Raw genomic sequence first — 21,873 nt, 5'->3', positions numbered from 1 at the left:
ATACACCGCCATCGCAGGCAAGCCAGCTCCCACATTTGTTCGAGCAAGGCCCAAGACTATGCCCACTGCCCTTTACCGCCTCATCCTCGCCGCACTGCTGTGGCTGCCCTTCGCCGCACACGCCAGCGACGCCGAAGACTTCATCAACGCCAACCCGATGCAACAAGCCAAGCTGCTCCAGGACTGGGCCGCCCAGCCCGACCCGGCGCGCATCGAGCTGGTGGACGCGTTGCAACAAGGCCAACTTAACGTCAACGGCGAAACCAAGACCGTGCGCCTGAACAACCGTCTGCGCGGCCTGATCGACAACGTACAAGCCAGCCAGCAACTGCTTGCCGCCGACCCCAAGGTGCGCCTCGCCGCGGCGCAAACCCTGCAGAAAAGCGCACAACCTGCGCAGCTCAAATTCCTCGACCAGCAAGTAGCCGCCGAGACCAACGAGGCCGTGCACACCGCACTGAGCCTGGCCCTGGCCAACCTGCAACTGGTCGACCCCGACCCGCTCATTCGTCTCGCCGCCGTGCGCCTGTTGGGCGGCACCGGCGATCCGCTGGCGCGCACACGCCTTGAGGCGCTGCTGGCGCCCGGCGTCGAAACCGATGCCGCCGTGCACACCGCAGCCGAGACCAGCCTGGCCCAGGTCAAACGCAAATTGATGTTTGGCGAGATCCTCGGTCAGGCGTTCAGTGGCATGTCTTTGGGTTCGATCCTGCTGCTCGCGGCCTTGGGCCTGGCGATCACCTTCGGCCTGCTCGGCGTGATCAACATGGCCCACGGCGAGATGCTGATGCTCGGCGCTTACTCCACGTATGTGGTGCAACTGATGATGCAGCGCTACGTGCCGGCGGCCATCGAGTTCTACCCGCTGGTTGCGCTGCCGGTGGCGTTTTTTGTCACGGCGGCCATCGGCATGGCACTGGAGCGCACGGTGATTCGCCACCTCTACGGTCGCCCGCTGGAAACCCTGCTGGCCACCTGGGGCATCAGCCTGATGCTGATCCAGCTGGTGCGCCTGGTGTTCGGTGCGCAGAACGTCGAAGTCGCCAACCCAGAATGGTTGTCCGGCGGCATCCAAGTGCTGCCCAACCTGGTGCTGCCGTACAACCGCATCGTGATCATCGCCTTCGCGCTGTGCGTGGTGGTGCTGACCTGGCTGCTGCTGAACAAGACGCGCCTGGGCCTCAACGTGCGCGCCGTCACCCAGAACCGCAACATGGCCGCGTGCTGCGGCGTGCCCACCGGCCGTGTGGACATGCTCGCCTTTGGCCTTGGCTCCGGCATTGCCGGGCTGGGCGGCGTGGCGCTGAGCCAGATCGGCAACGTCGGCCCGGACCTGGGCCAGAGCTACATCATCGACTCGTTCCTGGTGGTGGTGCTCGGCGGCGTCGGCCAATTGGCCGGTAGCGTGATGGCCGCCTTCGGGCTGGGCATCGCCAACAAGATTCTCGAGCCGCAAATCGGTGCCGTACTCGGCAAGATCCTGATCCTCGCGCTGATCATTCTGTTTATCCAGAAACGCCCGCAAGGACTCTTTGCACTGAAAGGACGGGTGATCGACTGATGAACCAACCATTGATGCTTACGGCCACGCAAAAGGTCGGCCCCAAGATCACGATAGCGGTGGGTACGGTGATTTTGATCCTGCTGCTGGCGCTGCCTTTGTGCTCGCTGCTGGCGCCGCAGAGTCCGTTTTACGTCTCGGCCTACACCCTCACGCTGGTGGGCAAGATCCTCTGCTACGCCATCGTCGCCCTCGCGCTGGACTTGGTGTGGGGCTATGCGGGGATGTTGTCCTTAGGCCACGGTTTGTTCTTTGCCCTCGGCGGTTACGCGATGGGCATGTACCTGATGCGCCAGGCCTCCGGCGATGAGCTGCCGGCGTTCATGACCTTTCTGTCGTGGACCGAATTGCCGTGGTATTGGGTCGGCACCGAGCATTTCCTGTGGGCCATGTGCCTGGTGGTATTGGCACCGGGTTTGCTGGCACTGGTGTTCGGGTTCTTCGCCTTTCGGTCGCGGATCAAGGGCGTGTATTTCTCGATCATGACCCAGGCGTTGACCTTTGCCGGGATGCTGCTGTTTTTCCGCAACGAGACCGGGTTTGGCGGCAATAACGGCTTCACTAACTTTCGCAGCATTCTGGGCTTTGGCATCACCGAGCCGGGCACCCGGGCGGTGCTGTTTGTGGCCACCGTGCTGTTGCTGGTCGCCAGCTTGTACACCGGCTGGCGCCTGGCGCAGAGCAAGTTCGGCCGCGTGCTGACGGCGTTGCGTGACGCCGAGAACCGCCTGATGTTCTGCGGTTACGACCCGCGTGGTTTCAAGTTGTTCGTGTGGGTGTTAAGTGCGGTGCTGTGTGGTTTGGCAGGCGCGTTGTATGTACCGCAAGTGGGCATCATCAACCCCAGCGAAATGTCGCCGACCAACTCCATCGAAGCCGCCGTGTGGGTGGCCCTGGGCGGGCGCGGCACCTTGATCGGCCCATTGCTCGGTGCTGGCGTGGTCAATGGCATGAAGAGCTGGTTCACCGTGGCTTTCCCGGAATACTGGCTGTTCTTCCTTGGGGCGCTGTTCATCATCGTCACGCTGTACCTGCCCAAGGGCATCATCGGCCTGCTGAAGAAATGAGGAACGTCATGCTGGAACCTATTTTCGATGCAGGCAGCGGCCGCGATGCAATCGGCATCGGCCAGGCCGCCGGCAAGGGCCTGAACACCCGCCACGGCACCATCCTGACCCTGGAAGACATCAGCGTCAGCTTCGATGGTTTCAAGGCACTCAATGACTTGAACCTGTACATCGGCGTCGGCGAACTGCGCTGCATCATCGGCCCTAACGGCGCGGGTAAAACCACGCTGATGGACGTGATCACCGGCAAGACCCGTCCCAGCCATGGCAAGGCCTGGTTCGGTGAAACCCTGGATTTGACCAGCATGAGCGAAGTGCAGATCGCCCAGGCCGGCATTGGCCGCAAGTTCCAGAAGCCCACGGTATTCGAAGCCCTCAGCGTGTTCGAAAACCTTGAGCTGGCGCAAAAGACTGACAAGTCGGTATGGGCCAGCCTGCGCGCACGCCTGAGCGGCGAACAGAAAGACCGCATCGAGGAAGTGCTCGATACCATCCGCCTTACCACCTCGGCACAGCGCCCGGCGGGGTTGTTGTCCCACGGGCAGAAGCAGTTCCTGGAAATCGGCATGCTGCTGATGCAAGACCCGCAACTGTTGCTGTTGGACGAGCCGGTGGCAGGCATGACCGACGCCGAGACCGAGTTCACCGCCGAGCTGTTCAAGCGCCTGGCGGGCAAGCATTCGCTGATGGTGGTGGAACACGACATGGGCTTCGTCGGTTCGATTGCCGACCACGTGACCGTGTTGCACCAGGGCAGCGTGCTGGCCGAAGGGTCACTTGCACAGGTGCAGGAAAACGAGCGCGTTATCGAGGTTTACCTCGGTCGCTGACGCTGGCGCGAACTGATCGTTCCCACGCTCCGCGTGGGAATGCATTCCGTGACGCTCCGCGTCACACAGCGGACGCAGAGCGTCCAGTGCAGCATTCCCACGCAGAGCGTGGGAACGATCAATTGAGGAGGTTTTGAACATGCTGCAAGTCGACAAGCTGCACCAGTACTACGGTGGTAGCCACATTCTGCGCGGGCTTTCATTTGACGTGAAGATCGGCGAAGTCACCTGCCTGCTCGGCCGTAACGGCGTGGGCAAGACCACCTTGCTCAAATGCCTGATGGGTTTGCTGCCGGCCAAAGACGGCGCGGTGAACTGGGAAGGCAAAGCCATCACCGGCTTCAAACCGCACCAGCGCGTACACGCGGGTATTGCCTATGTACCTCAGGGCCGGGAGATTTTCGGGCGGCTGACGGTGGAAGAAAACCTGTTGATGGGGCTCTCGCGCTTCCCAGGCTCTGAAGCCAAGGAAGTCCCGGCGTTTATCTACGAACTGTTCCCGGTGCTGCTGCAAATGAAGCATCGACGCGGCGGCGACTTGTCCGGTGGCCAACAGCAGCAATTGGCGATAGGCCGCGCGCTGGCCAGCCGCCCGCGCCTGTTGATTCTCGATGAGCCCACCGAGGGCATCCAGCCATCCGTCATCAAGGAAATCGGTGCGGTGATCAAAAAGCTCGCGGCACGCGGCGATATGGCGATCCTTTTGGTCGAGCAGTTCTACGACTTCGCCGCCGAGTTGGCCGATCAATACCTGGTGATGTCACGCGGTGAAATCGTGCAGCAAGGCCGAGGTGAAAATATGGAAAGTGAGGGTGTGCGCGGGCTGGTTACGATTTAATCTGTAGCGTCCTGACGATAAGCCTGAAAATATGAACCTGCCCGTTACCCCTGCCCTGTTCACCCCCAGCTGGCATGCCGAGCTGGAGCTCGGCTACGCGCGTTTCGGCGACACCACGCGCCCGGTAATGCGCCGCCACCTTGGCCCGCTGCGGGTGCAAAAACACCTGTACGCCGAAGGCCCCGAGGTGTGCCAGCACATTATTGTGCACCCGCCTGGCGGGATTGCCGGTGGTGACCGCCTGGACATCAGCACACACGTGGGTGCAGGCGCATGGGCGCAATTGACCAGCCCTGGTGCGGCCAAGTGGTATCGCGCCAGCGGCCCGGCCTATCAAACACTCGAACTCACCGTGGAAGCCGGCGCCACCCTGGAGTGGCTGCCCCAGGAAACCATCGTGTTCAGCGCTGCCCAGGCCGAACTCAGCACGCGCATCGATCTACAAGGCGATGCCCGGTTGTTTTACTGGGACGTAGTCGCTCTAGGCCGCCCGGCAAGTGGCGAACGTTTTGACCTCGGCCACTTTCAATCGCAGTTGGATATTCGTCGCGACGGGCAGTTGCTCTGGCATGAGCGCCAGCGCATTGTAGGCGCCGACGGTTTGCTCGACTCGCCCATCGGGCTGGATGGGCAGCCGGTGTTTGCGACCTTACTGCTGACCGGCGATATAGACCCTCAATTATTGGAAACCTGTCGCGCCCTGCCCCATGCGGTGCGCGGCGACCTGACCCAACTGCCCGGCTTGCTGGTCGCCCGCTGCCTGGCCAGTGAGGCGCTGCTGGCGCGGGGTTGGCTGATTGATTTATGGAAATTGTTACGTCCGAGTGTGCTTGGGCGAGAAGCGGTTCCACCCAGAATCTGGAGCACATGAAGATCAACAGGTGGAACTGAGTTTATGTGGGAGCTGGCTTGCCTGCGATAGCGGTGTATCAGGCACACCGCTATCGCAGGCAAGCCAGCTCCCACACAAGCCGGTTTCCACAGGGGATCTGCGGTGTTTTTATGAATGCTGTCTGAAGGACCTTGAACCATGGATTTGACCCCACGGGAAAAAGACAAACTGTTGATTTTCACCGCCGGCCTGGTGGCCGAGCGCCGCTTGGCGCGCGGCGTGAAGCTTAACTATCCGGAAACCATCGCCTATATCTCAGCCGCGCTGATGGAAGGTGCTCGCGATGGTCGCACCGTGGCCGACCTGATGCATTACGGCACCACGCTACTCACCCGCGAGCAAGTGATGGAAGGCATCCCGGAAATGATCCCGGATATCCAGGTGGAAGCCACCTTCCCCGATGGCACCAAACTGGTGACCGTCCACCAGCCAATCGCGTGAGGCGCAGCCATGATTCGTGATGCTACCGAGCAAGACCTGCCGGCGATCCGCGACATCTACAACGACGCGGTGCTCAACACCACGGCGATCTGGAACGAGCAGCCGGTGGACCTGGCCAACCGCCAGGCCTGGTTCACGGCACGCCAGGCGCAGCAGTATCCGATTCTGGTGGCGGTGGAAAACGATGAAGTCACCGGCTACGCCTCATTCGGCGACTGGCGCCCTTTCGAGGGCTTTCGCTACAGCGTTGAGCACTCGGTGTACGTGCGCAATGACCAGCGCGGCAAGGGCCTCGGCCCGCGCCTGATGCAAGCGTTGATCGAGCGCGCCAACACCTGTGGCAAGCATGTGATGGTTGCGGCCATCGAAAGTGGTAACCAGGCGTCTATCCGCCTGCACGAGCGCCTGGGGTTCATCACTACAGGACAAATGCCACAGGTGGGCATCAAGTTCGGCCGCTGGCTGGACCTGACCTTTATGCAACTGACATTGAATCCGGGCGCCGAACCGCCCAAGGAGTGAGATCGATGAGCGCTTCGCAACTGCGTCGAGTCAATGCTGAAAGTTTTGCCCATTACCGCCTGGGTTTGATTGAGCTGTTGCTGGACGCGGTAAAGCACGGCGCTTCTGTCGGTTTTATGGCTGACTTCGATGAAGCCCAGGCCCGCACCTATTTGAGCGGCGTGCAGGCCAGTATCGAAGAGGGCAGCCTGCTGCTGTGGGTGGTGGTGCGCGACGAACAGGTAATCGCCAGCGTGCAACTGGCGCTCTGCCTGAAAGCCAACGGCCTCAACCGCGCTGAAGTGCAAAAACTGCTGGTACACAGCAGCGCGCGGCGTCATGGCCTGGGTCAACAGTTGATGAACACCCTGGAACTCGCCGCGCGCCAACACAAGCGCGGCCTGCTGTACCTGGACACCGAAGCCGGCTCCGGCGCCGAAGCCTTCTACCAGTCGCTGCGCTACACCAAAATCGGGGAACTGCCCAACTACTGCCAAAGCCCGGACGGGCGTTACGCCCCGACCGCCATCTACTTCAAGACCCTGGGGCAACCTGCATGATTCCTGGTGAATATCAGATCCAGCCTGGCGACATCGAACTCAACGTCGGCCGCCGTACCCTCACCCTCAGTGTGGCCAACAGCGGCGATCGGCCGATCCAGGTGGGCTCGCATTACCATTTTTTTGAAACCAATGACGCGCTGACATTTGACCGCGCAGCGAGCCGTGGCATGCGCCTGAACATTCCGGCGGGCACGGCGGTGCGGTTTGAGCCGGGGCAGAGCCGCGAAATCGAGTTGGTGGATTTGAGCGGCGGGCGGCGGGTGTTCGGGTTTGCCGGACGGATCATGGGCGACCTTTAGGGCCTCATCGCAGGCAAGCCAGCTCCCACAGTTGGAATGCGTTCCCCTGTGGGAGCTGGCTTGCCTGCGATAGCGATATCACATTCAACACCTATTTTTCAGGGCATACACACATGAAGATCAGCCGCCAAGCCTACGCCGACATGTACGGCCCCACCGTCGGTGACAAGGTCCGCCTGGCCGACACCGACCTGTTCGTCGAAGTCGAACAGGACTTCACCGTCTACGGCGAAGAAGTCAAATTCGGCGGTGGCAAGGTGATCCGCGACGGCCAGGGCCAAAGCCAATTGCTCGCCCGCGAGGTGGTCGACACCTTGATCACCAACGCGCTGATCATCGACCACTGGGGTATCGTCAAAGCCGATGTCGGCCTCAAAAACGGCCGCATTCACGCGATCGGCAAAGCCGGCAACCCGGATATCCAGCCCGGCGTGACCATGGCCATCGGCGCCAGTACCGAGGTGATTGCCGGTGAAGGCATGATCCTCACCGCCGGCGGCATCGACAGCCACGTGCATTTCATTTGCCCACAGCAGATCGAAGAGGCGCTGACCAGCGGCGTCACCACCATGATTGGCGGCGGCACCGGCCCGGCTACCGGCACCAATGCCACCACCTGCACCTCCGGCCCGTGGCATTTGGCGCGCATGCTGCAAGCCAGCGATTCGTTCCCGATGAACATCGGTTTTACCGGCAAGGGCAACGCCAGTTTGCCCGAGCCGCTGATCGAACAGGTCAAGGCCGGCGCCATCGGCCTCAAGCTGCATGAAGACTGGGGCACCACCCCCGCCAGCATCGACAACTGCCTGAGCGTGGCCGACGAGTACGACGTGCAGGTGGCGATCCACAGCGACACGCTGAACGAGTCCGGCTTCGTCGAAACCACCCTGGCCGCGCTCAAGGGCCGCACCATTCACACCTACCACACCGAAGGTGCCGGTGGCGGCCACGCGCCGGATATCATCAAGGCGTGTGGTTTCGCCAACGTGCTGCCCAGCTCAACCAACCCGACGCGGCCGTTCACGCGCAACACCATCGACGAGCACTTGGACATGCTGATGGTCTGCCATCACCTGGACCCGAGCATCGCCGAAGATGTGGCCTTCGCCGAAAGCCGCATCCGCCGCGAGACCATTGCCGCCGAAGATATCCTGCACGATCTGGGCGCGTTCTCGATGATCAGCTCCGACAGCCAGGCCATGGGCCGTGTCGGCGAAGTGATCACGCGCACCTGGCAGACCGCCGACAAGATGAAAAAACAGCGCGGCGCCTTGCCCGGCGACGGCCCCGGCAATGACAACTTCCGCGCCAAGCGCTATATCGCCAAGTACACCATCAACCCGGCGATTACCCACGGCGTCAGCCACATCGTCGGCTCGATCGAGGTGGGCAAGTGGGCCGACCTGGTGCTGTGGCGCCCGGCGTTCTTCGGCATCAAACCGACCTTGATTCTCAAGGGTGGCGCGATTGCCTCAAGCCTGATGGGTGACGCCAACGCCTCGATCCCGACACCGCAGCCGGTGCACTACCGCCCGATGTTCGCCAGCTTCGGCAGCTCGCTGCACGCCACCAGCCTGACCTTTATCAGCCAGGCCGCCCACGACGCAGGCTTGCCTGAGGCATTGGGGTTGAAGAAGCAGATCGCGGTGGTCAAAGGCTGCCGTGATGTGCAGAAAACCGACCTGATCCACAACGACTACCTACCGCAAATCGAGGTCGATCCGCAGACCTATCAGGTCAAGGCCGACGGCGTACTGCTATGGTGCGAGCCGGCCGACGTGCTACCGATGGCACAACGTTACTTCCTGTTTTGAGGCTCCTTGATACGTAGCAAGCCAGTGCGCACGATAGCTTGCTGGGTGAATGTCAAAAACAGCGCTTTTTCTTCCGCCACGATCAACGCCAGGTCAGCGTCATACTGCGCCTGGCTGATCGGTTGCGGCGCCTCAAGCGCATCCAGCAGAGCCTCGGGCCGGGCACGCAACGCGTTAAAAGGCTGCGGCTCGGACTGATAGACAAAGTCTCTCCACAGCGGCTGGGTAGCAAGCTGCGGCGCCAATAACTCCGCTCCTTCCAATGACTTCACCCGTATGAAGGCATCCTCGATCACCTAGGGCTGCACATTGTCCTCGGCATACTTCATCTGCCGGGATTGCCACGGCAAATTCAGACGTTCAGCCAACCGGGTGGGAGAGATCATGTGGATTTCCACCTCATCGATCGTCTCGACTTCCCTGCCCTGAGCATCGTATTGGGCAAATGCACGGCTAACGGGTTGTTATCCAGCGACAGGAAGTTCAAGCGGGTCAGCCCGCGCAGACTGTCGACCGCCGGCTGATCCAACACAATCCGGTTTTCGGACACGTCCAACTCTGTGAGCGTTTCCGGCAAACCGGGTCGTTCTTGGTTGAGAACAAAGGTCCCAGCCGATCGAACGACCCGTGGTGAAAAGCCTACATAGTTAACGGGCTTAGAAGTGCTCGCGTGGATCGAACGCAGCTTTTTCCGCCAACGCCTGCCACAGCGCCTTGACCTCGTCATCGCTGGTTTTCGGCATCACCGCCTTGAGTTGCACGAACAGATAGCCGCGCTGCCCGGCCTTATTCAGCAAGCCATGGCCCTTGGCGCGCATGCGCTGGCCGTTCTGGCTGCCGGCGGGCACCTTGAGGTTGATCTTACCGGTGAGGGTCGGCACGGCGACTTCCGCGCCCAAGGCCAATTCCCACGGTGCCAGCGGCAAGTTGATGATCAGGTTTTCACCATCCACCTCAAATTTTGCGTGCGGCGCAAACTTGATGATCAGGTACAGATCACCATTGGCACCACCGCCAATGCCGGGCGCGCCCTGGCCTTTGAGACGGATGCGCTCGCCGTCGGCCACGCCGGCGGGGATCTTCACGTTAAGGCTCTTGGTGGTGTTGCTGACGTGCCGGCCCGAGGCGTCGTATTGCGGCACCTGGAAGTTGATCTGCTTGGACTCGGTAGACAGCGTTTCCTCAAGGGAAACGGTCAGTTGCATCTCCACATCCTGGCCCTTGCGCCCGGTAGGACGGCGCTGGCCGCCGCCAAAGGCGTCGCCGCGCGAGCCGAAGATCGAGCTGAAGAAGTCCGAAAAGTCACCCGCTTCCTGGCCGCCACCAAAACCGCCACGGCTCTGCCAGCCCGGTGGCCCCTGGAACGGCTGGCCATGCTGGCCGTATTTACGCAGCTCATCGTACTCGGCGCGTTTGTCGGCGCTTTTGAGCGCCTCGTAGGCTTCGGACGCATCTTTGAATTTCTCTTCGGCGTCCTTTTCCTTGCTCACGTCCGGGTGATATTTGCGCGCGAGCTTGCGATAGGCGGCCTTGATTTCCTTGTCATCGGCGCTCGGCTCGACACCCAATATCTTGTAATAGTCTTTGAAATCCATCGGCGGTTCACCATCCTTAATCGAGATCGCACAGCCCGGGGCACAACGTGCGCTGCTTTGCACCTGTTGAGTGGTGTGGCCTGGGGGTGCGTCAAAGTGTTATCGGCGCTAGCCGTATGCAACAGATGTGGGGGCAAATACCCAGCTTTCAAGCACGATTTAGCGGATAGTCGGCCTACGCATCCGCGCTCGAGTGACATACACTGCGCGGCCGTTTTTTAACCGGAACCTGGAAGACATGAACAACACATCCCCAGCCCGTGCCTGCGGCATCGACTTCGGCACGTCCAACTCCACCGTCGGCTGGATCCGCCCCGGCGAGGAGACGCTTATTGCGCTGGAGGACGACAAGATCACCCTGCCGTCGGTGGTGTTCTTCAACTTCGAGGAGCGCCGCCCGGTGTACGGTCGCCTGGCGCTGCACGAATACCTGGAAAACTACGAAGGCCGGCTGATGCGCTCGCTCAAGAGCCTGCTGGGTTCCAAGCTGATCAAGCACGACACCAGCGTATTGGGCACGGCCATGCCGTTCACCGACCTGCTGGCACTGTTTATCGGCCAACTCAAGAGCCGCGCCGAGGCCAACGCCGGCCGCGAGTTCGAGGAGGTGGTGCTGGGCCGCCCGGTGTTCTTCGTCGACGACGACCCGATGGCCGACCAGGAAGCCGAAAACACCTTGGTGGATGTGGCGCGCAAGATCGGCTTCAAGGACATCTCGTTCCAGTACGAGCCGATTGCGGCCGCCTTCGACTACGAGTCCACCATCGAGAAAGAAGAGCTGGTGCTGATCGTCGACATCGGCGGTGGTACTTCAGACTTCTCGCTGGTGCGCCTGTCGCCGGACCGGCGTCACAACGACAACCGCCAGAGCGACATCCTTGCCACCGGCGGCGTGCACATCGGCGGCACCGACTTCGACAAACAACTCAGCCTGCAAGGCATGATGCCGCTGTTCGGCTACGGCAGCCGCATGAAAAGCGGCGCCTACATGCCCACCAGCCACCACATGAACCTGGCCACCTGGCACACCATCAACTCGGTGTACTCGCAAAAATCCCAGCTGGCCCTTGGCAGCATGCGCTACGACATCGAAGACACCGGCGGCATTGACCGCCTGTTCAAGCTGATCGAACAGCGCGCCGGGCACTGGCTGGCGATGGAAGTGGAAGAAACCAAGATCCAGTTGACCCACGAAGACAGCCGCCATGTGGCCCTGGACCGCATCGAAAAAGGCCTGAGCGTCGACCTGAGCCGGGCATTGTTCGAGTCGTCCATCGACGCCTTGCTGGAACGTGTGCGCAACAGCGTCACACAATTGCTCAATGATGCTTCGGTAAGCGTGGCACAGGTGGACACGGTGTTCTTTACCGGCGGTTCCAGCGGCATTCCGGCACTGCGTCACAGCATCTCGGCCATGCTGCCGAATGCGCGGCATGTAGAAGGCAATATCTTCGGCAGTATCGGCAGCGGTCTGGCGATTGAGGCGAGCAAGCGCTACGGCGCAATGGAGTAGACCGTTCCCACGCTCCGCGTGGGAATGCATCCTGTGACGCTCCGCGTCACGACTTCAACGGCGGACGCAGAGCGTCCAGGGCAGCATTCCCACGCAGAGCGTGGGAACGGTTAAACCATCCCCGCCAGCTTCAACTCACTCTTCAGATACGCATAATAAATCGGCCCCGCCACCACACCCGGCAGGCCGAATGCGGCTTCAAACACCAGCATCGCCAGGAGCAATTCCCAGGATTTGGCACTGATCTGCCCGCCGACGATGCGCGCGTTGAGGAAGTACTCGACCTTGTGGATCACGATCAAATACCCCAACGCCGCCACCGCCACCCAAATCGACAGCGACAGCGCGACGATGGTGATCAGGGTGTTGGAGATCAGGTTGCCGATCACCGGCAGCAGGCCGACCAGGAAGGTCAGCACGATCAGGGTTTTGGTCAGAGGCAGGTGAATGCCGCAGAGCGGCAACACAACCGCGAGAAAAATCGCAGTGAAGGCCGTATTGAGCGCGGCAATCTTGATCTGGGCGAAGACGATATTGCGAAACGCCTGGACCAACAGGTGCAGGCGGTCGAACAGCGCGGCCGCCAGGGGTTTGCGTTTGGTCAGGTCGGGCACACGCTGCAGGGCGATGATGGCGCCGAGCACCATGCCGATCAGCAGGGTGACGAACATGTGGGCGGCGTCTTTGCCGACCAGTTGCAGTTCGCTCAAGTGCTTGCTCAACCAATCGCCGATGGCCACGCGAAACTCGGCCGCGCTGGCGGGCAAGTAGGCGTCGACGAACGGCGGCAGTTGCCCGCGCGCGCGGTCGACCACGCCCATGAATTTGTCCAGGGAAGCCCCGGGATTTTCCGCCTCGTGCAGCAGGAAGCTGATGGCGCCGGCGAAGATCAGGGTCAGCACGCTGACGATCAAGGTGCCCAGCAAGGCTACCGCCAGCCAACGCGCACGCCGGCCTTCAATCAGTCGCTGCAACTGCGGGGTAAGCATGTTGACCAGTTCATAAACCAACAGGCCAGCCAGCAGGCTCGGCAGCAGCTTGAGCGGCAGGACCAGCAATAGCCCGCCGAAAATGATGATGCAACTGACCAGCAACAACACGTGACGCTGAGAAAACGTTGGCATACAGCCTCAAAACGAACGGCGTTAAAGGATGGGCAGTCTGCCAGCCTTGAGAGAATCAAGCGAGAGGCGTGGTGGTGAACACGATCAAGTGTGGGAGCTGGCTTGCAGTGGCGAGGGCGCTTGTCGAGTCGTCGAACCATCCCGTTCGACAGCGCAGAGCCGGCTTTTTTGGGGGTGCTTCGCACCCCAGCGCAAGCAAGCTTGCTCGCCACAGCAAGCCCGACTCCCACATGGGATGCGTGTTGTTAGCTGCCCTTGAGGCAGGTGCTCATAAAGGTTTTACGCGCATCGCCAGCCAACGCCTTGGTTTTCGCCGTGGCATTGCAGTCTTTCATTTTCTGCTGCTGCGGGGTCAGGGTCTTGGCATCGTTGGCAGCTGGCGCCGACAGGCAGGTCTTCATAAAGGCCTTGCGGTCATCACCTTTGAGCGTCTTGGTGGTGGCTTCAGCATTGCAGGTGGTCATTTTATTTTGCTGGGCTGTGGCAGCGAAGCCTTGGGAACACAGCAGCAGGCCCATCATCAACAACGGAATACGCAGCATCTTCATGGAGTTTTCTCCCTGTTACCGCACCAAAGGGGCGCGGCCTACGCAGCAGTGTAGTCAAAACCTGTTACATCTTCAGCGCCCGCGAATATTCGACCGGCGGTACTGCTCCGGGGTGCAGCTGGCGTGACGCTGGAACATGGCGATAAACGCCGAGGCGGTGCTGTAGCCCAAGTCAAACGCCACGTGTTGCACACTGCGGTCGCTGTCCAGGGCTTCGATGGCGGCGAGGTAACGCAGGCGCTGGCGCCATTCGCCGAAGCTGATGCCCAACTCACGCACGAACTGACGGGCCAGGGTGCGCTCACTTACATGCACTTGCTCGGCCCACTGCGCCAGCGGGCGATTGTCCCCAGGGTCGGCCTGCATGCCTTCGAGCACGCTGAGCAGCCCGGGGTGGCGCGCGTAAGGCAGAAAGCAATCATGCACCGGTGCCTGCTTCAGCTGGTCCACCAGCACCTGGGCCAGGCGTATATCGGCCTCGGTCTGCGGCATATTGACGTCACGCTGGGCAAAGTCGCTGAGGATCGCCTTGAGAATCTCGCTGATCGCTAAAGTGCACGGCGCCTGCGGCAGTTGCGCGCAGAGTTCCGGGGCCAGGCCCACTGAGCGATAGACAATCGCCTGGGCGTTGTAGGAACTGTGCTCGGTATTGGGTGGGATCCAGACCGCGTACTGCGGTGGCGACATAAAGCGGTTGCCGGCCACTTCCATGCGCATCACGCCATTGGCCGAATAGTCCAACGAGCCCCAACCATGCCGGTGCGGCGTGCATTCGGTGTCGGGGGCGAATTCGGAGTAGCGGAAGTACACCGGGCTCGGCAGGCTGCGAAAATCCGCGAGGCGTACGGTATGTCTGGCCATAATGTCTGGATACAAAGGTCGGTTGTCTGGATCGCAGTATAGGCTTCTATCCAGACAGGGGATAATCCCGGCTCATCAACACACCTGGTTTCTTTCGATGCAATACGCGTATCCCCTGCTGGCCATCTTTATCTGGGCCGGCAACACCGTGGTCAACAAGCTGGCCGTGGGCTCGATCTTCCCCGCCGAAATCGGCTTTTACCGCTGGTTACTGGCGGCGCTGCTGTTTACCCCGTTCATGCTCAAGCCGGTGCTGGCCAACTGGGCGCTGATCCGCCCGAACCTGGGCAAGATCTTTATCCTCGGCGTGCTGGGTATGGCGGTGTATCAAAGCCTGGCCTATTACGCCGCGACGCTGACCAGTGCCACCAACATGGGCATCATCCTTTCGCTGATGCCGTTGATGTCGCTGACTGCCGCCATCATCAGCCTCGGCCAACGCCTCACCTTCGGCGCGCTGACCGGTGCGGTGCTGTCGTTCGCAGGGGTAGTGGTGGTGGTGTCGGCCGGCAACCTCGGCGCATTGCTGCAACACGGGCTCAACCTGGGTGACGCGATGATGCTGTTCGCCACCCTGGCCTACGCCGTCTACAGCACCCTGCTGAAAAAATGGCAACTGCGCCTGCCGCCGCTGGTATTGCTGTATTTGCAGATCCTGGTGGCGGTGGTGGTGCTGTTTCCGTTGTTCCTGTTCTCGGCCAAGGCTGGCTTGGGCTGGGCCAATATTCCGCTGGTGCTGTATGCGTGTTTGCTGGCATCGATGCTGGCGCCACTGGCGTGGATGCACTCGGTCAAACACCTGGGGCCAAGCCGCACCACGCTGTTTTTCAACTTGCTGCCGTTGATTACCGCGTTGATTGCGGCGCTGGTATTGAAGGAAGAGTTGGCGATGTATCACTTGGTCGGCGGTTTGCTGACCTTGGGCGGGGTGATTTTGTCGGAGCGTTGGATTACGCCGGTGCGCCGTGAGGTTGGCGTCGCCTGACAGATCGCCATCGCAGCGGTGCGACGATTCGACAAGCCAGCTCCCACAGTTGACCGGGTTCCAGCGTTGGAATGGGGCCAACTGTGGGAGCTGGCTTGCCTGCGATCAACGATAACGCGGTCTCCCGGTTAAACCCCCGCCGCCTTCAGCCGCCGCGCATGCTCGACAAACAACCGAATCGGCTCGGCGCCCTTGCCCACCAGCCCCATGGATTGGTTGACGATATCGAAGTGATCCAGGGCGTAGTCATCGCCGATAACCGTGCCCAGGTGCGAGCTGTAGCGCCCGACCATGCCGTCACACTGGCCCTTCTCACGCACAAAGCTGCGGGCGAATAACCGGCAACTGCGATTCGTGCCATCCAGCAGGTTGCGCCCACGATCGGTCTTGCCCGGCTGCAAGGTGCCGGACCACGAGTAATAACGCACGCCATTGACCACCTCGGCGCCCTGCCCGCCCCAGGTAGCGGGCAGCCCTTGGGGATACTGGCGGTTAAACACGGCCACACCGGCACTCGTCAGGGAATGGTGCGAGGCCACGAGATCAGCCTTGAAGCGCGGGCCGCGATAGCCGGTTTCCAGCACGCCCATCCACCAGGCGACCAGGTGAAACACCGCGCTCATCAGCCTGCCTTTCACGCTGTCAGGCGGGTAGTGGGCGTGGATATGGTCCGCCAGCTCCGAGCCATGGTTCGGCCCTGCCACCGACGTCACTGACGCGACCCACTCCGGGCGCATGGCGGCGGCATAACGCGCGGTGAGCGCGCCCTGGCTGTGGCCGATCAGGTTGACCTTGTCGGCGCCGGTCTTGCGGCGGATCTGCTCGATGTGCACCAGCAACTGCTCGCCGCGCACCTCGCTGGAATCCAACGGCGCCACCTGAATCGCAAATACCTGCGCCCCACCCGCCCGCAGTGCCGGGACAATCCCGTACCAGTAAGGGAAGAAGCCTACGCGCACAAAGCCCAGCATGCCGGGTACCAACACCAAGGGGTAACGCGTGGCGAGGGAATCGGGCATGGGGCAACATCCAGGTCGGAAAAGCGATAATGCCATCCTAGACCAACCGACATGACTGCCCCATGACTAAGCCGTTTAGAAGTGCCCGGTCAGACGGTGTGAAATCCGATAAAACTTTTTGCGTCAGCCGGGACTCACAACTTGGAGTGATCACGCCAACAGAGCGTGGCGCAAAACCGGATTAGCACCAGGAGATTGAGATGACCCAAGCACATTTGACTGACGTTGCCACTCTGCGCAGCCGCGCCCGCCAGCACGTCGAAAACGGCGCCGTGACCGAAGGCTATGACGCCGACCGTGAGGAAATTATTCGCCTGCTCAACGAGTCGCTGGCCACTGAACTGGTCTGCGTGTTGCGCTACAAGCGTCACTACTTCATGGCCAGCGGCCTGAAAGCCAGTGTCGCCGCCGATGAGTTCCTGGAGCACGCCACCCAGGAAGCCGAGCACGCCGACAAACTGGCCGAGCGCATCGTGCAGCTGGGCGGTGAGCCGGAGTTCAACCCCGACCTGCTGTCGAAGAACTCCCACGCTCAATACGTGGCCGGCAACACCCTGAAGGAAATGGTCTACGAAGATCTGGTGGCCGAACGGATTGCGGTGGACAGCTATCGCGAAATCATCCAGTACATCGGTGATAAAGACCCGACTACACGTCGCATCTTCGAAGACATCCTGGCCCAGGAAGAAGAACACGCCGATGACATGGCGGATATTCTGCAGGACCTGTAACCCGCATCACCGCTGAACCCCATGTGGGAGCGGGCTTGCCCGCGATAGCAATCCGACAGTCAGTGCCTGTATCGACTGTTACACCGCTATCGCAGGCAAGCCAGCTCCCACATTTTTTTGCGCCGGTTCCTGATCGTTCCCACGCTCCGCATGGGAATGCATCCAGTGACGCTCTGCGTCACACCCCCTTTAGGAGCGGACGCAGAGCGTCCTGGGCGGCATTCCCACGCGGAGCGTGGGAACGATCCTTATCGCAGGCAAGCCAGCTTCCACATTTTTTTGCGCCGACTACTGATCGCTCCCACGCTCCGCGTGGGAATGCATCCAGTGACGCTCTGCGTCACATTCCCGTTAGGAGCGGACGCCTTATTTAACGGTTTTCGGCGCCTTGCCTTCCTTCATCTGTTGCAGCAACGGTGCGCACTGGTTGGGCTCATCGCCGCTTGGTGCGACCAACGCCAGCAACCCGGCAGCCGGGCCGGCGATTACGCCCAGCGCGACCATGCCGGCACCCCGCAACATCAGCGGCACGGCCTTTACACCCGCATTAGGCTTGATAAACGGGCCATTGACGTACAACGGTGAGCGCAGGGAGAACAGGCGGAAGCCCTTGGACTCTGGTGTGATGGTCAAGTCCAACTGCTCGGTCGCCATGTTCGCCGTGCCATCGATATAGATAATCGCGTTCTCGGTATCGAACACAAACAGCCGTGTCGTCGCCAGACCGGTCTTGATGCCAAAGTCCGCCGCCGCACAGTTGATCTTCACTTCCTTATCGCCAAACAAGCGACCGACCACGTAGTTGCCCACGTTGAGCCCGGCAATTTCCATCAGGCCGCGGCTGATGGCGCCGTCATTGATCAGCATTTTCAGGTCACCGTTGGACGTGCCCAACAAGGCCGCCACGGAGTTGCCTCGCCCGGAAATATCGGCATCACCGTTGAGTTCACCAAAGCTGGTCTTCATCGGCTCGAATGTCGGGAACAACTGCTTGAGCTTGAAGTTGCGCGCCGTCAACCTGGCACGGCCCTCCATCGGCGTGATGCGCCCGTTCAAGCGGATCTGCGCATCCAGCTTGCCACCCGCCACACCAAAGCGCAGGGGTTGCAGGCTCAGCTCGCCATCGTTGAGAACCAAGTGGGTGTAGAGGTCGGTAAACGGCAGGTCGGCGCTGTGCACGATGCGTTTGCCGGTGAATTCCACATCGGCGTCCATATCCCGCCAGCGCTCGGTGCGAAACTCTTCCACCGGCAGCACTTTGGTCGCCGGTTGCTTGCTCTCGCCACCACGGGCCTTTTGCTTGGCGTTGGAGTCGGCACCAATCAGCGGCGCAAGGTCGGTCATCAGCAGTTGGTTGGACACCAGCGTACCGCTGAGCTTGGGGCGTGGCTGGCTGGCGACGTAGCTGAGGTTGCCGTGGATATCGCTGTCGCCAATCTTGCCGTTGAAATTTTCGTAGGTGAATGACGCTCCGCTGGCCTCGTGCAGTTTGGCGATCAGATGGCCGTCGGTGGAATAGGCCGGAGAATCGGGCAACGTCACGCCGGTCAGCGGGTAAAGGTTGCCCAGGCTGCTGCCGGACAGTTTCAGCCGCAGGTCCAGGGCGCCCAGGTTCAGCGGGTCGGTCAGGGTGCCGGCCAGCGCGATGCTGGTGTCGGCGATCTTCACCTGAGCTTGCAGTGGGAACGGCTTGGCCGCGTCCTGCAAGGCCAGCAGCCCGCCGATCTTGCCGGTGCCGTCGAGCTTCTGGCCGTGATACTGGCCTTTGACCTTGAGGCCGAATGCGTAATCCTGCGGTGCCGAGCCTTTTTCCAGGGCCTTCTTGGCATCCGCATCGCCGACGATTTCGCCAAAGGGAATCGGCTTGCCGAGCAGGTCGATGATCACGTCCAACTGGGTCTTGAGGGTTTGGTCATCGAGGGTGACGTGGCCCTTGTCGAAGCCGATGGAGCCGATATCCACGACCCAGCTGGAGGGCTCAGCGTTGGGGTCTTTGGGGTCGAACTTGAAAGTCCAGTTGGCGCGACCGTCAGCGAGGCGCTGCAAGTCGGCGCTTGGCTCGGTGAGGTCGATACGCGGGATCACCACGCGCTGGGCCAGCAAGGCCAGGGGTGAAATGCGCAATTCCACACGCTTGAGCGTGACCATCTGCGGTTTTTTTGACCAGTCCGGGTTGCCCAGGGTCAGGTCTTCGGCGATCACGTGCGGCCACGGCACCCAGGCACGCCAACCGCCTTCATCGGGCTCGCGCGCCCACACCACGGCGAGGTTGCCATTAATGGCAAACGGGCGATGCAGTTCTTCGGAGACCTTGGCATTGAGCGGCGGCTTGATGCGGTTCCAATCAAAAAACACCAGCACCAAGACCACGATAGCGATTAACACAGCGAAGCTGGCGCAGCTCCAAACCACGATTTTACGAGTGCGCGTCATTGCACAGGACTCCTCAACACAGATAGCAAAACTACAGCTCATAAGGCTACGACTGGCAAACCGCCTGGGGGTTTAACCCGATCAGCGATTTAGTCGCAAAAAGCCACATTCCTGATCGACCAGACAGTTTTCATCATCGGTGGCGCACCATTGTTACCCACGTTCGTGTCGAAAATACCCACCACGGTGCAAAAGCGCGGGCTTGAGAGGCGCGTTCTAGAGCCTCTGCGGGGAACAATCAATTCTGTTGATTATTACCATTGTGTTTATGAACTTTTATATCGACTTCTCGAGAGTAACATTAGCCCTGTACCCACTTTATCGCCCTCCCAAGGAGCAACCCATCATGAAACGCCAAATACTCGCTACTGTTCTGCTGTCGGTCCTGGCTTCGAGCGCATTTGCCCTCCCAGCCGCTGAACAAGCCACCCCACAGAACAAAGCTCAAGCCGTTCAGTCGAGCCAGACCCTGGCCCGCAGCGGTTCGCAAGAAGATGAAAACCGCGACTACGCCAAAGGCGCTGTGGCTGAAAACGGTCGCAACCGCCTGGAAGAGAAAGGCCTGGTAGAAGGCGGCGCTGAACAAGCCAACAAACGTGCTTACACCGAAGGCGTTGCTGAAGGTGGCCGTGATCGCCTGGAACAGAAAGGTCTGGTAGAAGGTGGTGCTGAACAAGCCAACAAACGCGCTTACACCGAAGGCGTTGCTGAAGGCGGTGCAGACCGTCTGCAAGAACTGCATCAAGCACAGAGCTAACCCCGTGGTGGCCGAGAAAAAAGCCCGATCTGAAGATCGGGCTTTTGCTTTTATCTGAACCGCATCACACCCCAACATCCCGCCAAGTTCGACGTAGCTGAAGCTGTTTTGCTAGAGTGCGTCGCTGTACTTGCCGACAAAGCCCGCCCGCCGATGCTGCCCCGCGCCGAACAAAAGCAACAGACCCGCCTTGCCTTGATGGACGCAGCCCGCCATCTGATGGAGTGTGGCCGTGGGTTTGGCAGCCTGAGCCTGCGCGAAGTGGCCAAGACCGCCGGGATCGTGCCAACCGGGTTCTATCGTCACTTTGAGGATATGGACCAGCTAGGGCTCGTCCTGGTCAGTGAAGTCGGCCAGACCTTTCGCGCCACCATTCGCCTGGTCCGTCACAACGAGTTCGTGATGGGCGGCATCATTGATGCCTCTGTGCGGATTTTTCTGGACGTGGTTTCAGCCAACCGTTCGCAATTCCTGTTCCTGGCCCGCGAGCAATACGGTGGCTGTTTGGCTGTGCGCCAAGCCATCGGCGCGCTGCGTGAAGACATCACCAGCGACTTGGCTGCCGACCTCACGTTGATGCCCAAACTCCAGCACTTGGATGCCGACGGCCTGCACGTCATGGCCGACCTGATCGTCAAGAGCGTGTTCGCCACCCTGCCCGACATCATCGACCCTCCAGCCCAGGCTTTGCCTGCGCACCTTACGCCCCAGGCGAAAATCACCCAGCAACTGCGCTTTATCTTTATCGGCCTCAAGCATTGGCAAGGGCTGGGCAGCACCGAATAAGCCCAATCAGCCCGCCGCGTGGAAGCGCTTGGCGGTGGTGTAGTGTTTTTTCCAGTAGCTGTTGCTCAATGAATCGATCCGCACGCGCTTGCCGGTGCTGGGCGAGTGGATGAATTTGCCCTTGCCGATATAAAGGCCGACATGGCTGACCTGGCCGCGCCCATTGCCGTTGAAAAATACCGCGTCGCCGGGCTTGAGCGCCTCGCGCTGAACGGTCACGGCGCTTGATCGATGCATTTCTGTGGTGGTGCGCGGCAGGCGGATATTGGCTTCGGTCTTGAACAGATAGACCATGAAGCTGCTGCAATCAAAGCCCTGGTCAACTTTGTTACCGCCGCTTTTATACGGCGTGCCGAGCAGCTCATGGGCACGATCGATCACGTTGTCGATGCTGGCGGAGGACTCTAAGGCCACAGGCACGTTTAAATTGGCCGAGGCTGGTATGGCGGCGCAGGACAAGCTGACAATGAATGAAACCAAAAATACTCTGAACATGATCGGCGTCGCAGTGGATTAAACACGGCGCACATCGTAATGAAACAGCGCGTAACTTTTTGAACGGCAAATCCTTCAATCTCGTAGGACAAATCCGAGAAAAATCCAGTGCGAATCAGATGAAGGAAATTTCATCTTCCACGCAACGGTTCTCAACGCAAAACGCCCCTATCCAGTGCTATAAATTCGATAACGCACCAAATTGAAGCGCGGCAGGAAA

The 21,873-nt window shown here is 60.6% G+C and carries 23 protein-coding genes; 15 read left to right on the top strand and 8 right to left on the bottom strand.

From position 1 onward, the window contains the following. Positions 1-58 precede the first annotated feature (58 nt). From urtB to ureC, 10 genes are all read left to right on the top strand, one after another. Positions 59-1,561 (top strand): urea ABC transporter permease subunit UrtB, encoded by a 1,503-nt coding sequence (gene urtB / locus P5706_RS02760; RefSeq protein ID WP_200431980.1) that lies wholly within the window; start codon positions 59-61, stop codon positions 1,559-1,561. Then, complete coding sequence (gene urtC, locus P5706_RS02755) at positions 1,561-2,628, top strand: urea ABC transporter permease subunit UrtC (protein ID WP_285678512.1); 1,068 nt, start codon at positions 1,561-1,563, stop codon at positions 2,626-2,628. Before urtB ends, urtC begins: the two co-directional genes overlap by 1 nt. Continuing rightward, positions 2,625-3,458 (top strand): urea ABC transporter ATP-binding protein UrtD, encoded by an 834-nt coding sequence (gene urtD, locus P5706_RS02750; RefSeq protein WP_236373676.1) that lies wholly within the window; start codon positions 2,625-2,627, stop codon positions 3,456-3,458. Before urtC ends, urtD begins: the two co-directional genes overlap by 4 nt. Before the next feature lie 139 nt (positions 3,459-3,597). Continuing rightward, positions 3,598-4,296 (top strand): urea ABC transporter ATP-binding subunit UrtE, encoded by a 699-nt coding sequence (gene urtE / locus P5706_RS02745; RefSeq protein ID WP_065930636.1) that lies wholly within the window; start codon positions 3,598-3,600, stop codon positions 4,294-4,296. Between the two features lie 31 nt (positions 4,297-4,327). Next, on the top strand, positions 4,328-5,167 hold the full coding sequence (locus P5706_RS02740; RefSeq protein WP_200431983.1) for an urease accessory protein UreD: 840 nt from the start codon (positions 4,328-4,330) through the stop codon (positions 5,165-5,167). A 159-nt stretch (positions 5,168-5,326) separates the two neighbouring features. Continuing rightward, the gene (ureA, locus tag P5706_RS02735; protein WP_200431984.1) at positions 5,327-5,629 is read left to right on the top strand and encodes an urease subunit gamma; all 303 of its coding nucleotides are present in this window, start codon (positions 5,327-5,329) and stop codon (positions 5,627-5,629) included. A gap of 9 nt (positions 5,630-5,638) precedes the next feature. Beyond that, positions 5,639-6,151 (top strand): GNAT family N-acetyltransferase, encoded by a 513-nt coding sequence (locus P5706_RS02730; RefSeq protein WP_285678510.1) that lies wholly within the window; start codon positions 5,639-5,641, stop codon positions 6,149-6,151. 5 nt (positions 6,152-6,156) lie between these two features. Then, on the top strand, positions 6,157-6,690 hold the full coding sequence (locus P5706_RS02725; protein ID WP_285678509.1) for a GNAT family N-acetyltransferase: 534 nt from the start codon (positions 6,157-6,159) through the stop codon (positions 6,688-6,690). After that, positions 6,687-6,992: an urease subunit beta gene (locus P5706_RS02720; protein ID WP_099548117.1), complete on the top strand. Its 306-nt coding sequence runs from the start codon at positions 6,687-6,689 to the stop codon at positions 6,990-6,992. Before P5706_RS02725 ends, P5706_RS02720 begins: the two co-directional genes overlap by 4 nt. A gap of 113 nt (positions 6,993-7,105) precedes the next feature. Then, positions 7,106-8,806 carry an urease subunit alpha gene (ureC, locus tag P5706_RS02715; RefSeq protein ID WP_285678508.1) on the top strand — a complete coding sequence of 567 codons (1,701 nt, stop codon included), beginning with the start codon at positions 7,106-7,108 and terminating at the stop codon, positions 8,804-8,806. Here the strand turns inward: ureC and P5706_RS02710 are convergent. Both P5706_RS02710 and P5706_RS02705 read right to left on the bottom strand, forming a co-directional pair. Further along, positions 8,791-9,102, bottom strand: coding sequence for a hypothetical protein (locus P5706_RS02710; protein ID WP_285678507.1), 312 nt, complete (start codon positions 9,100-9,102; stop codon positions 8,791-8,793). The two genes, ureC and P5706_RS02710, sit on opposite strands and share 16 nt — an antisense overlap. 360 nt (positions 9,103-9,462) lie before the next feature. After that, a complete protein-coding gene (locus tag P5706_RS02705) occupies positions 9,463-10,401 on the bottom strand; it encodes a DnaJ C-terminal domain-containing protein (RefSeq protein ID WP_285678506.1) in 939 nt (312 codons plus the stop codon). A 238-nt stretch (positions 10,402-10,639) separates the two neighbouring features. On the opposite strand from P5706_RS02705, the gene P5706_RS02700 reads away from it, so the two are divergent. Continuing rightward, the gene (locus tag P5706_RS02700; RefSeq protein ID WP_176991761.1) at positions 10,640-11,914 is read left to right on the top strand and encodes an Hsp70 family protein; all 1,275 of its coding nucleotides are present in this window, start codon (positions 10,640-10,642) and stop codon (positions 11,912-11,914) included. 110 nt (positions 11,915-12,024) lie between these two features. On the opposite strand, the gene P5706_RS02695 is transcribed toward P5706_RS02700, so the two are convergent. From P5706_RS02695 to P5706_RS02685, 3 genes are all read right to left on the bottom strand, one after another. After that, positions 12,025-13,038 (bottom strand): AI-2E family transporter, encoded by a 1,014-nt coding sequence (locus tag P5706_RS02695; protein ID WP_056860493.1) that lies wholly within the window; start codon positions 13,036-13,038, stop codon positions 12,025-12,027. A 245-nt stretch (positions 13,039-13,283) separates the two neighbouring features. Further along, positions 13,284-13,586: a PsiF family protein gene (locus tag P5706_RS02690; RefSeq protein WP_200431989.1), complete on the bottom strand. Its 303-nt coding sequence runs from the start codon at positions 13,584-13,586 to the stop codon at positions 13,284-13,286. 72 nt (positions 13,587-13,658) lie between these two features. Then, positions 13,659-14,447, bottom strand: a complete 789-nt coding sequence (locus P5706_RS02685; RefSeq protein ID WP_285678505.1) for an AraC family transcriptional regulator — start codon at positions 14,445-14,447, stop codon at positions 13,659-13,661. A 97-nt stretch (positions 14,448-14,544) separates the two neighbouring features. Here P5706_RS02685 and P5706_RS02680 point away from each other — a divergent pair, with 97 nt between their 5' ends. Then, on the top strand, positions 14,545-15,432 hold the full coding sequence (locus tag P5706_RS02680; RefSeq protein WP_285678504.1) for a DMT family transporter: 888 nt from the start codon (positions 14,545-14,547) through the stop codon (positions 15,430-15,432). A gap of 128 nt (positions 15,433-15,560) precedes the next feature. Here P5706_RS02680 and P5706_RS02675 read toward each other — a convergent pair whose 3' ends face one another. Next, a complete protein-coding gene (locus P5706_RS02675) occupies positions 15,561-16,451 on the bottom strand; it encodes an esterase/lipase family protein (RefSeq protein WP_285678503.1) in 891 nt (296 codons plus the stop codon). A 200-nt stretch (positions 16,452-16,651) separates the two neighbouring features. Here P5706_RS02675 and P5706_RS02670 point away from each other — a divergent pair, with 200 nt between their 5' ends. Beyond that, complete coding sequence (locus P5706_RS02670) at positions 16,652-17,182, top strand: ferritin-like domain-containing protein (RefSeq protein WP_200431993.1); 531 nt, start codon at positions 16,652-16,654, stop codon at positions 17,180-17,182. A 366-nt stretch (positions 17,183-17,548) separates the two neighbouring features. Here P5706_RS02670 and P5706_RS02665 read toward each other — a convergent pair whose 3' ends face one another. Further along, positions 17,549-19,615: an AsmA family protein gene (locus tag P5706_RS02665; protein ID WP_285678502.1), complete on the bottom strand. Its 2,067-nt coding sequence runs from the start codon at positions 19,613-19,615 to the stop codon at positions 17,549-17,551. Positions 19,616-19,961: 346 nt separating this feature from the next. On the opposite strand from P5706_RS02665, the gene P5706_RS02660 reads away from it, so the two are divergent. Together P5706_RS02660 and P5706_RS02655 are read left to right on the top strand one after the other, a co-directional pair. Next, positions 19,962-20,372 carry a hypothetical protein gene (locus P5706_RS02660; protein ID WP_056860500.1) on the top strand — a complete coding sequence of 137 codons (411 nt, stop codon included), beginning with the start codon at positions 19,962-19,964 and terminating at the stop codon, positions 20,370-20,372. Between the two features lie 153 nt (positions 20,373-20,525). Then, the gene (locus tag P5706_RS02655) at positions 20,526-21,158 is read left to right on the top strand and encodes a TetR family transcriptional regulator (RefSeq protein WP_017136792.1); all 633 of its coding nucleotides are present in this window, start codon (positions 20,526-20,528) and stop codon (positions 21,156-21,158) included. Between the two features lie 6 nt (positions 21,159-21,164). On the opposite strand, the gene P5706_RS02650 is transcribed toward P5706_RS02655, so the two are convergent. Continuing rightward, a complete protein-coding gene (locus tag P5706_RS02650) occupies positions 21,165-21,653 on the bottom strand; it encodes a C40 family peptidase (RefSeq protein ID WP_285678501.1) in 489 nt (162 codons plus the stop codon). Positions 21,654-21,873 lie beyond the last annotated feature (220 nt).

Origin of the sequence: Pseudomonas sp. ChxA (assembly GCF_030263855.1) — a bacterium.
Classification (GTDB): Bacteria; Pseudomonadota; Gammaproteobacteria; order Pseudomonadales; family Pseudomonadaceae; genus Aquipseudomonas; species Aquipseudomonas fluorescens_CB.
This window is presented reverse-complemented; position numbering and strand designations above follow the sequence as displayed.

What these genes read in the sequence shown, in the direction of transcription:
- P5706_RS02670 (WP_200431993.1), top strand. Translation starts at nt 16,652, where the DNA reads ATGACCCAAGCACATTTGACTGACGTTGCCACTCTGCGCAGCCGCGCC.
- P5706_RS02690 (WP_200431989.1), bottom strand. Translation starts at nt 13,586, where the DNA reads ATGAAGATGCTGCGTATTCCGTTGTTGATGATGGGCCTGCTGCTGTGT.
- ureA (WP_200431984.1), top strand. Translation starts at nt 5,327, where the DNA reads ATGGATTTGACCCCACGGGAAAAAGACAAACTGTTGATTTTCACCGCC.
- P5706_RS02720 (WP_099548117.1), top strand. Translation starts at nt 6,687, where the DNA reads ATGATTCCTGGTGAATATCAGATCCAGCCTGGCGACATCGAACTCAAC.
- ureC (WP_285678508.1), top strand. Translation starts at nt 7,106, where the DNA reads ATGAAGATCAGCCGCCAAGCCTACGCCGACATGTACGGCCCCACCGTC.
- P5706_RS02660 (WP_056860500.1), top strand. Translation starts at nt 19,962, where the DNA reads ATGAAACGCCAAATACTCGCTACTGTTCTGCTGTCGGTCCTGGCTTCG.
- P5706_RS02730 (WP_285678510.1), top strand. Translation starts at nt 5,639, where the DNA reads ATGATTCGTGATGCTACCGAGCAAGACCTGCCGGCGATCCGCGACATC.
- P5706_RS02700 (WP_176991761.1), top strand. Translation starts at nt 10,640, where the DNA reads ATGAACAACACATCCCCAGCCCGTGCCTGCGGCATCGACTTCGGCACG.
- P5706_RS02740 (WP_200431983.1), top strand. Translation starts at nt 4,328, where the DNA reads ATGAACCTGCCCGTTACCCCTGCCCTGTTCACCCCCAGCTGGCATGCC.
- P5706_RS02705 (WP_285678506.1), bottom strand. Translation starts at nt 10,401, where the DNA reads ATGGATTTCAAAGACTATTACAAGATATTGGGTGTCGAGCCGAGCGCC.
- P5706_RS02680 (WP_285678504.1), top strand. Translation starts at nt 14,545, where the DNA reads ATGCAATACGCGTATCCCCTGCTGGCCATCTTTATCTGGGCCGGCAAC.
- urtE (WP_065930636.1), top strand. Translation starts at nt 3,598, where the DNA reads ATGCTGCAAGTCGACAAGCTGCACCAGTACTACGGTGGTAGCCACATT.
- urtC (WP_285678512.1), top strand. Translation starts at nt 1,561, where the DNA reads ATGAACCAACCATTGATGCTTACGGCCACGCAAAAGGTCGGCCCCAAG.
- P5706_RS02650 (WP_285678501.1), bottom strand. Translation starts at nt 21,653, where the DNA reads ATGTTCAGAGTATTTTTGGTTTCATTCATTGTCAGCTTGTCCTGCGCC.
- urtB (WP_200431980.1), top strand. Translation starts at nt 59, where the DNA reads ATGCCCACTGCCCTTTACCGCCTCATCCTCGCCGCACTGCTGTGGCTG.
- urtD (WP_236373676.1), top strand. Translation starts at nt 2,625, where the DNA reads ATGAGGAACGTCATGCTGGAACCTATTTTCGATGCAGGCAGCGGCCGC.
- P5706_RS02665 (WP_285678502.1), bottom strand. Translation starts at nt 19,615, where the DNA reads ATGACGCGCACTCGTAAAATCGTGGTTTGGAGCTGCGCCAGCTTCGCT.
- P5706_RS02685 (WP_285678505.1), bottom strand. Translation starts at nt 14,447, where the DNA reads ATGGCCAGACATACCGTACGCCTCGCGGATTTTCGCAGCCTGCCGAGC.
- P5706_RS02655 (WP_017136792.1), top strand. Translation starts at nt 20,526, where the DNA reads ATGCTGCCCCGCGCCGAACAAAAGCAACAGACCCGCCTTGCCTTGATG.
- P5706_RS02695 (WP_056860493.1), bottom strand. Translation starts at nt 13,038, where the DNA reads ATGCCAACGTTTTCTCAGCGTCACGTGTTGTTGCTGGTCAGTTGCATC.
- P5706_RS02725 (WP_285678509.1), top strand. Translation starts at nt 6,157, where the DNA reads ATGAGCGCTTCGCAACTGCGTCGAGTCAATGCTGAAAGTTTTGCCCAT.
- P5706_RS02675 (WP_285678503.1), bottom strand. Translation starts at nt 16,451, where the DNA reads ATGCCCGATTCCCTCGCCACGCGTTACCCCTTGGTGTTGGTACCCGGC.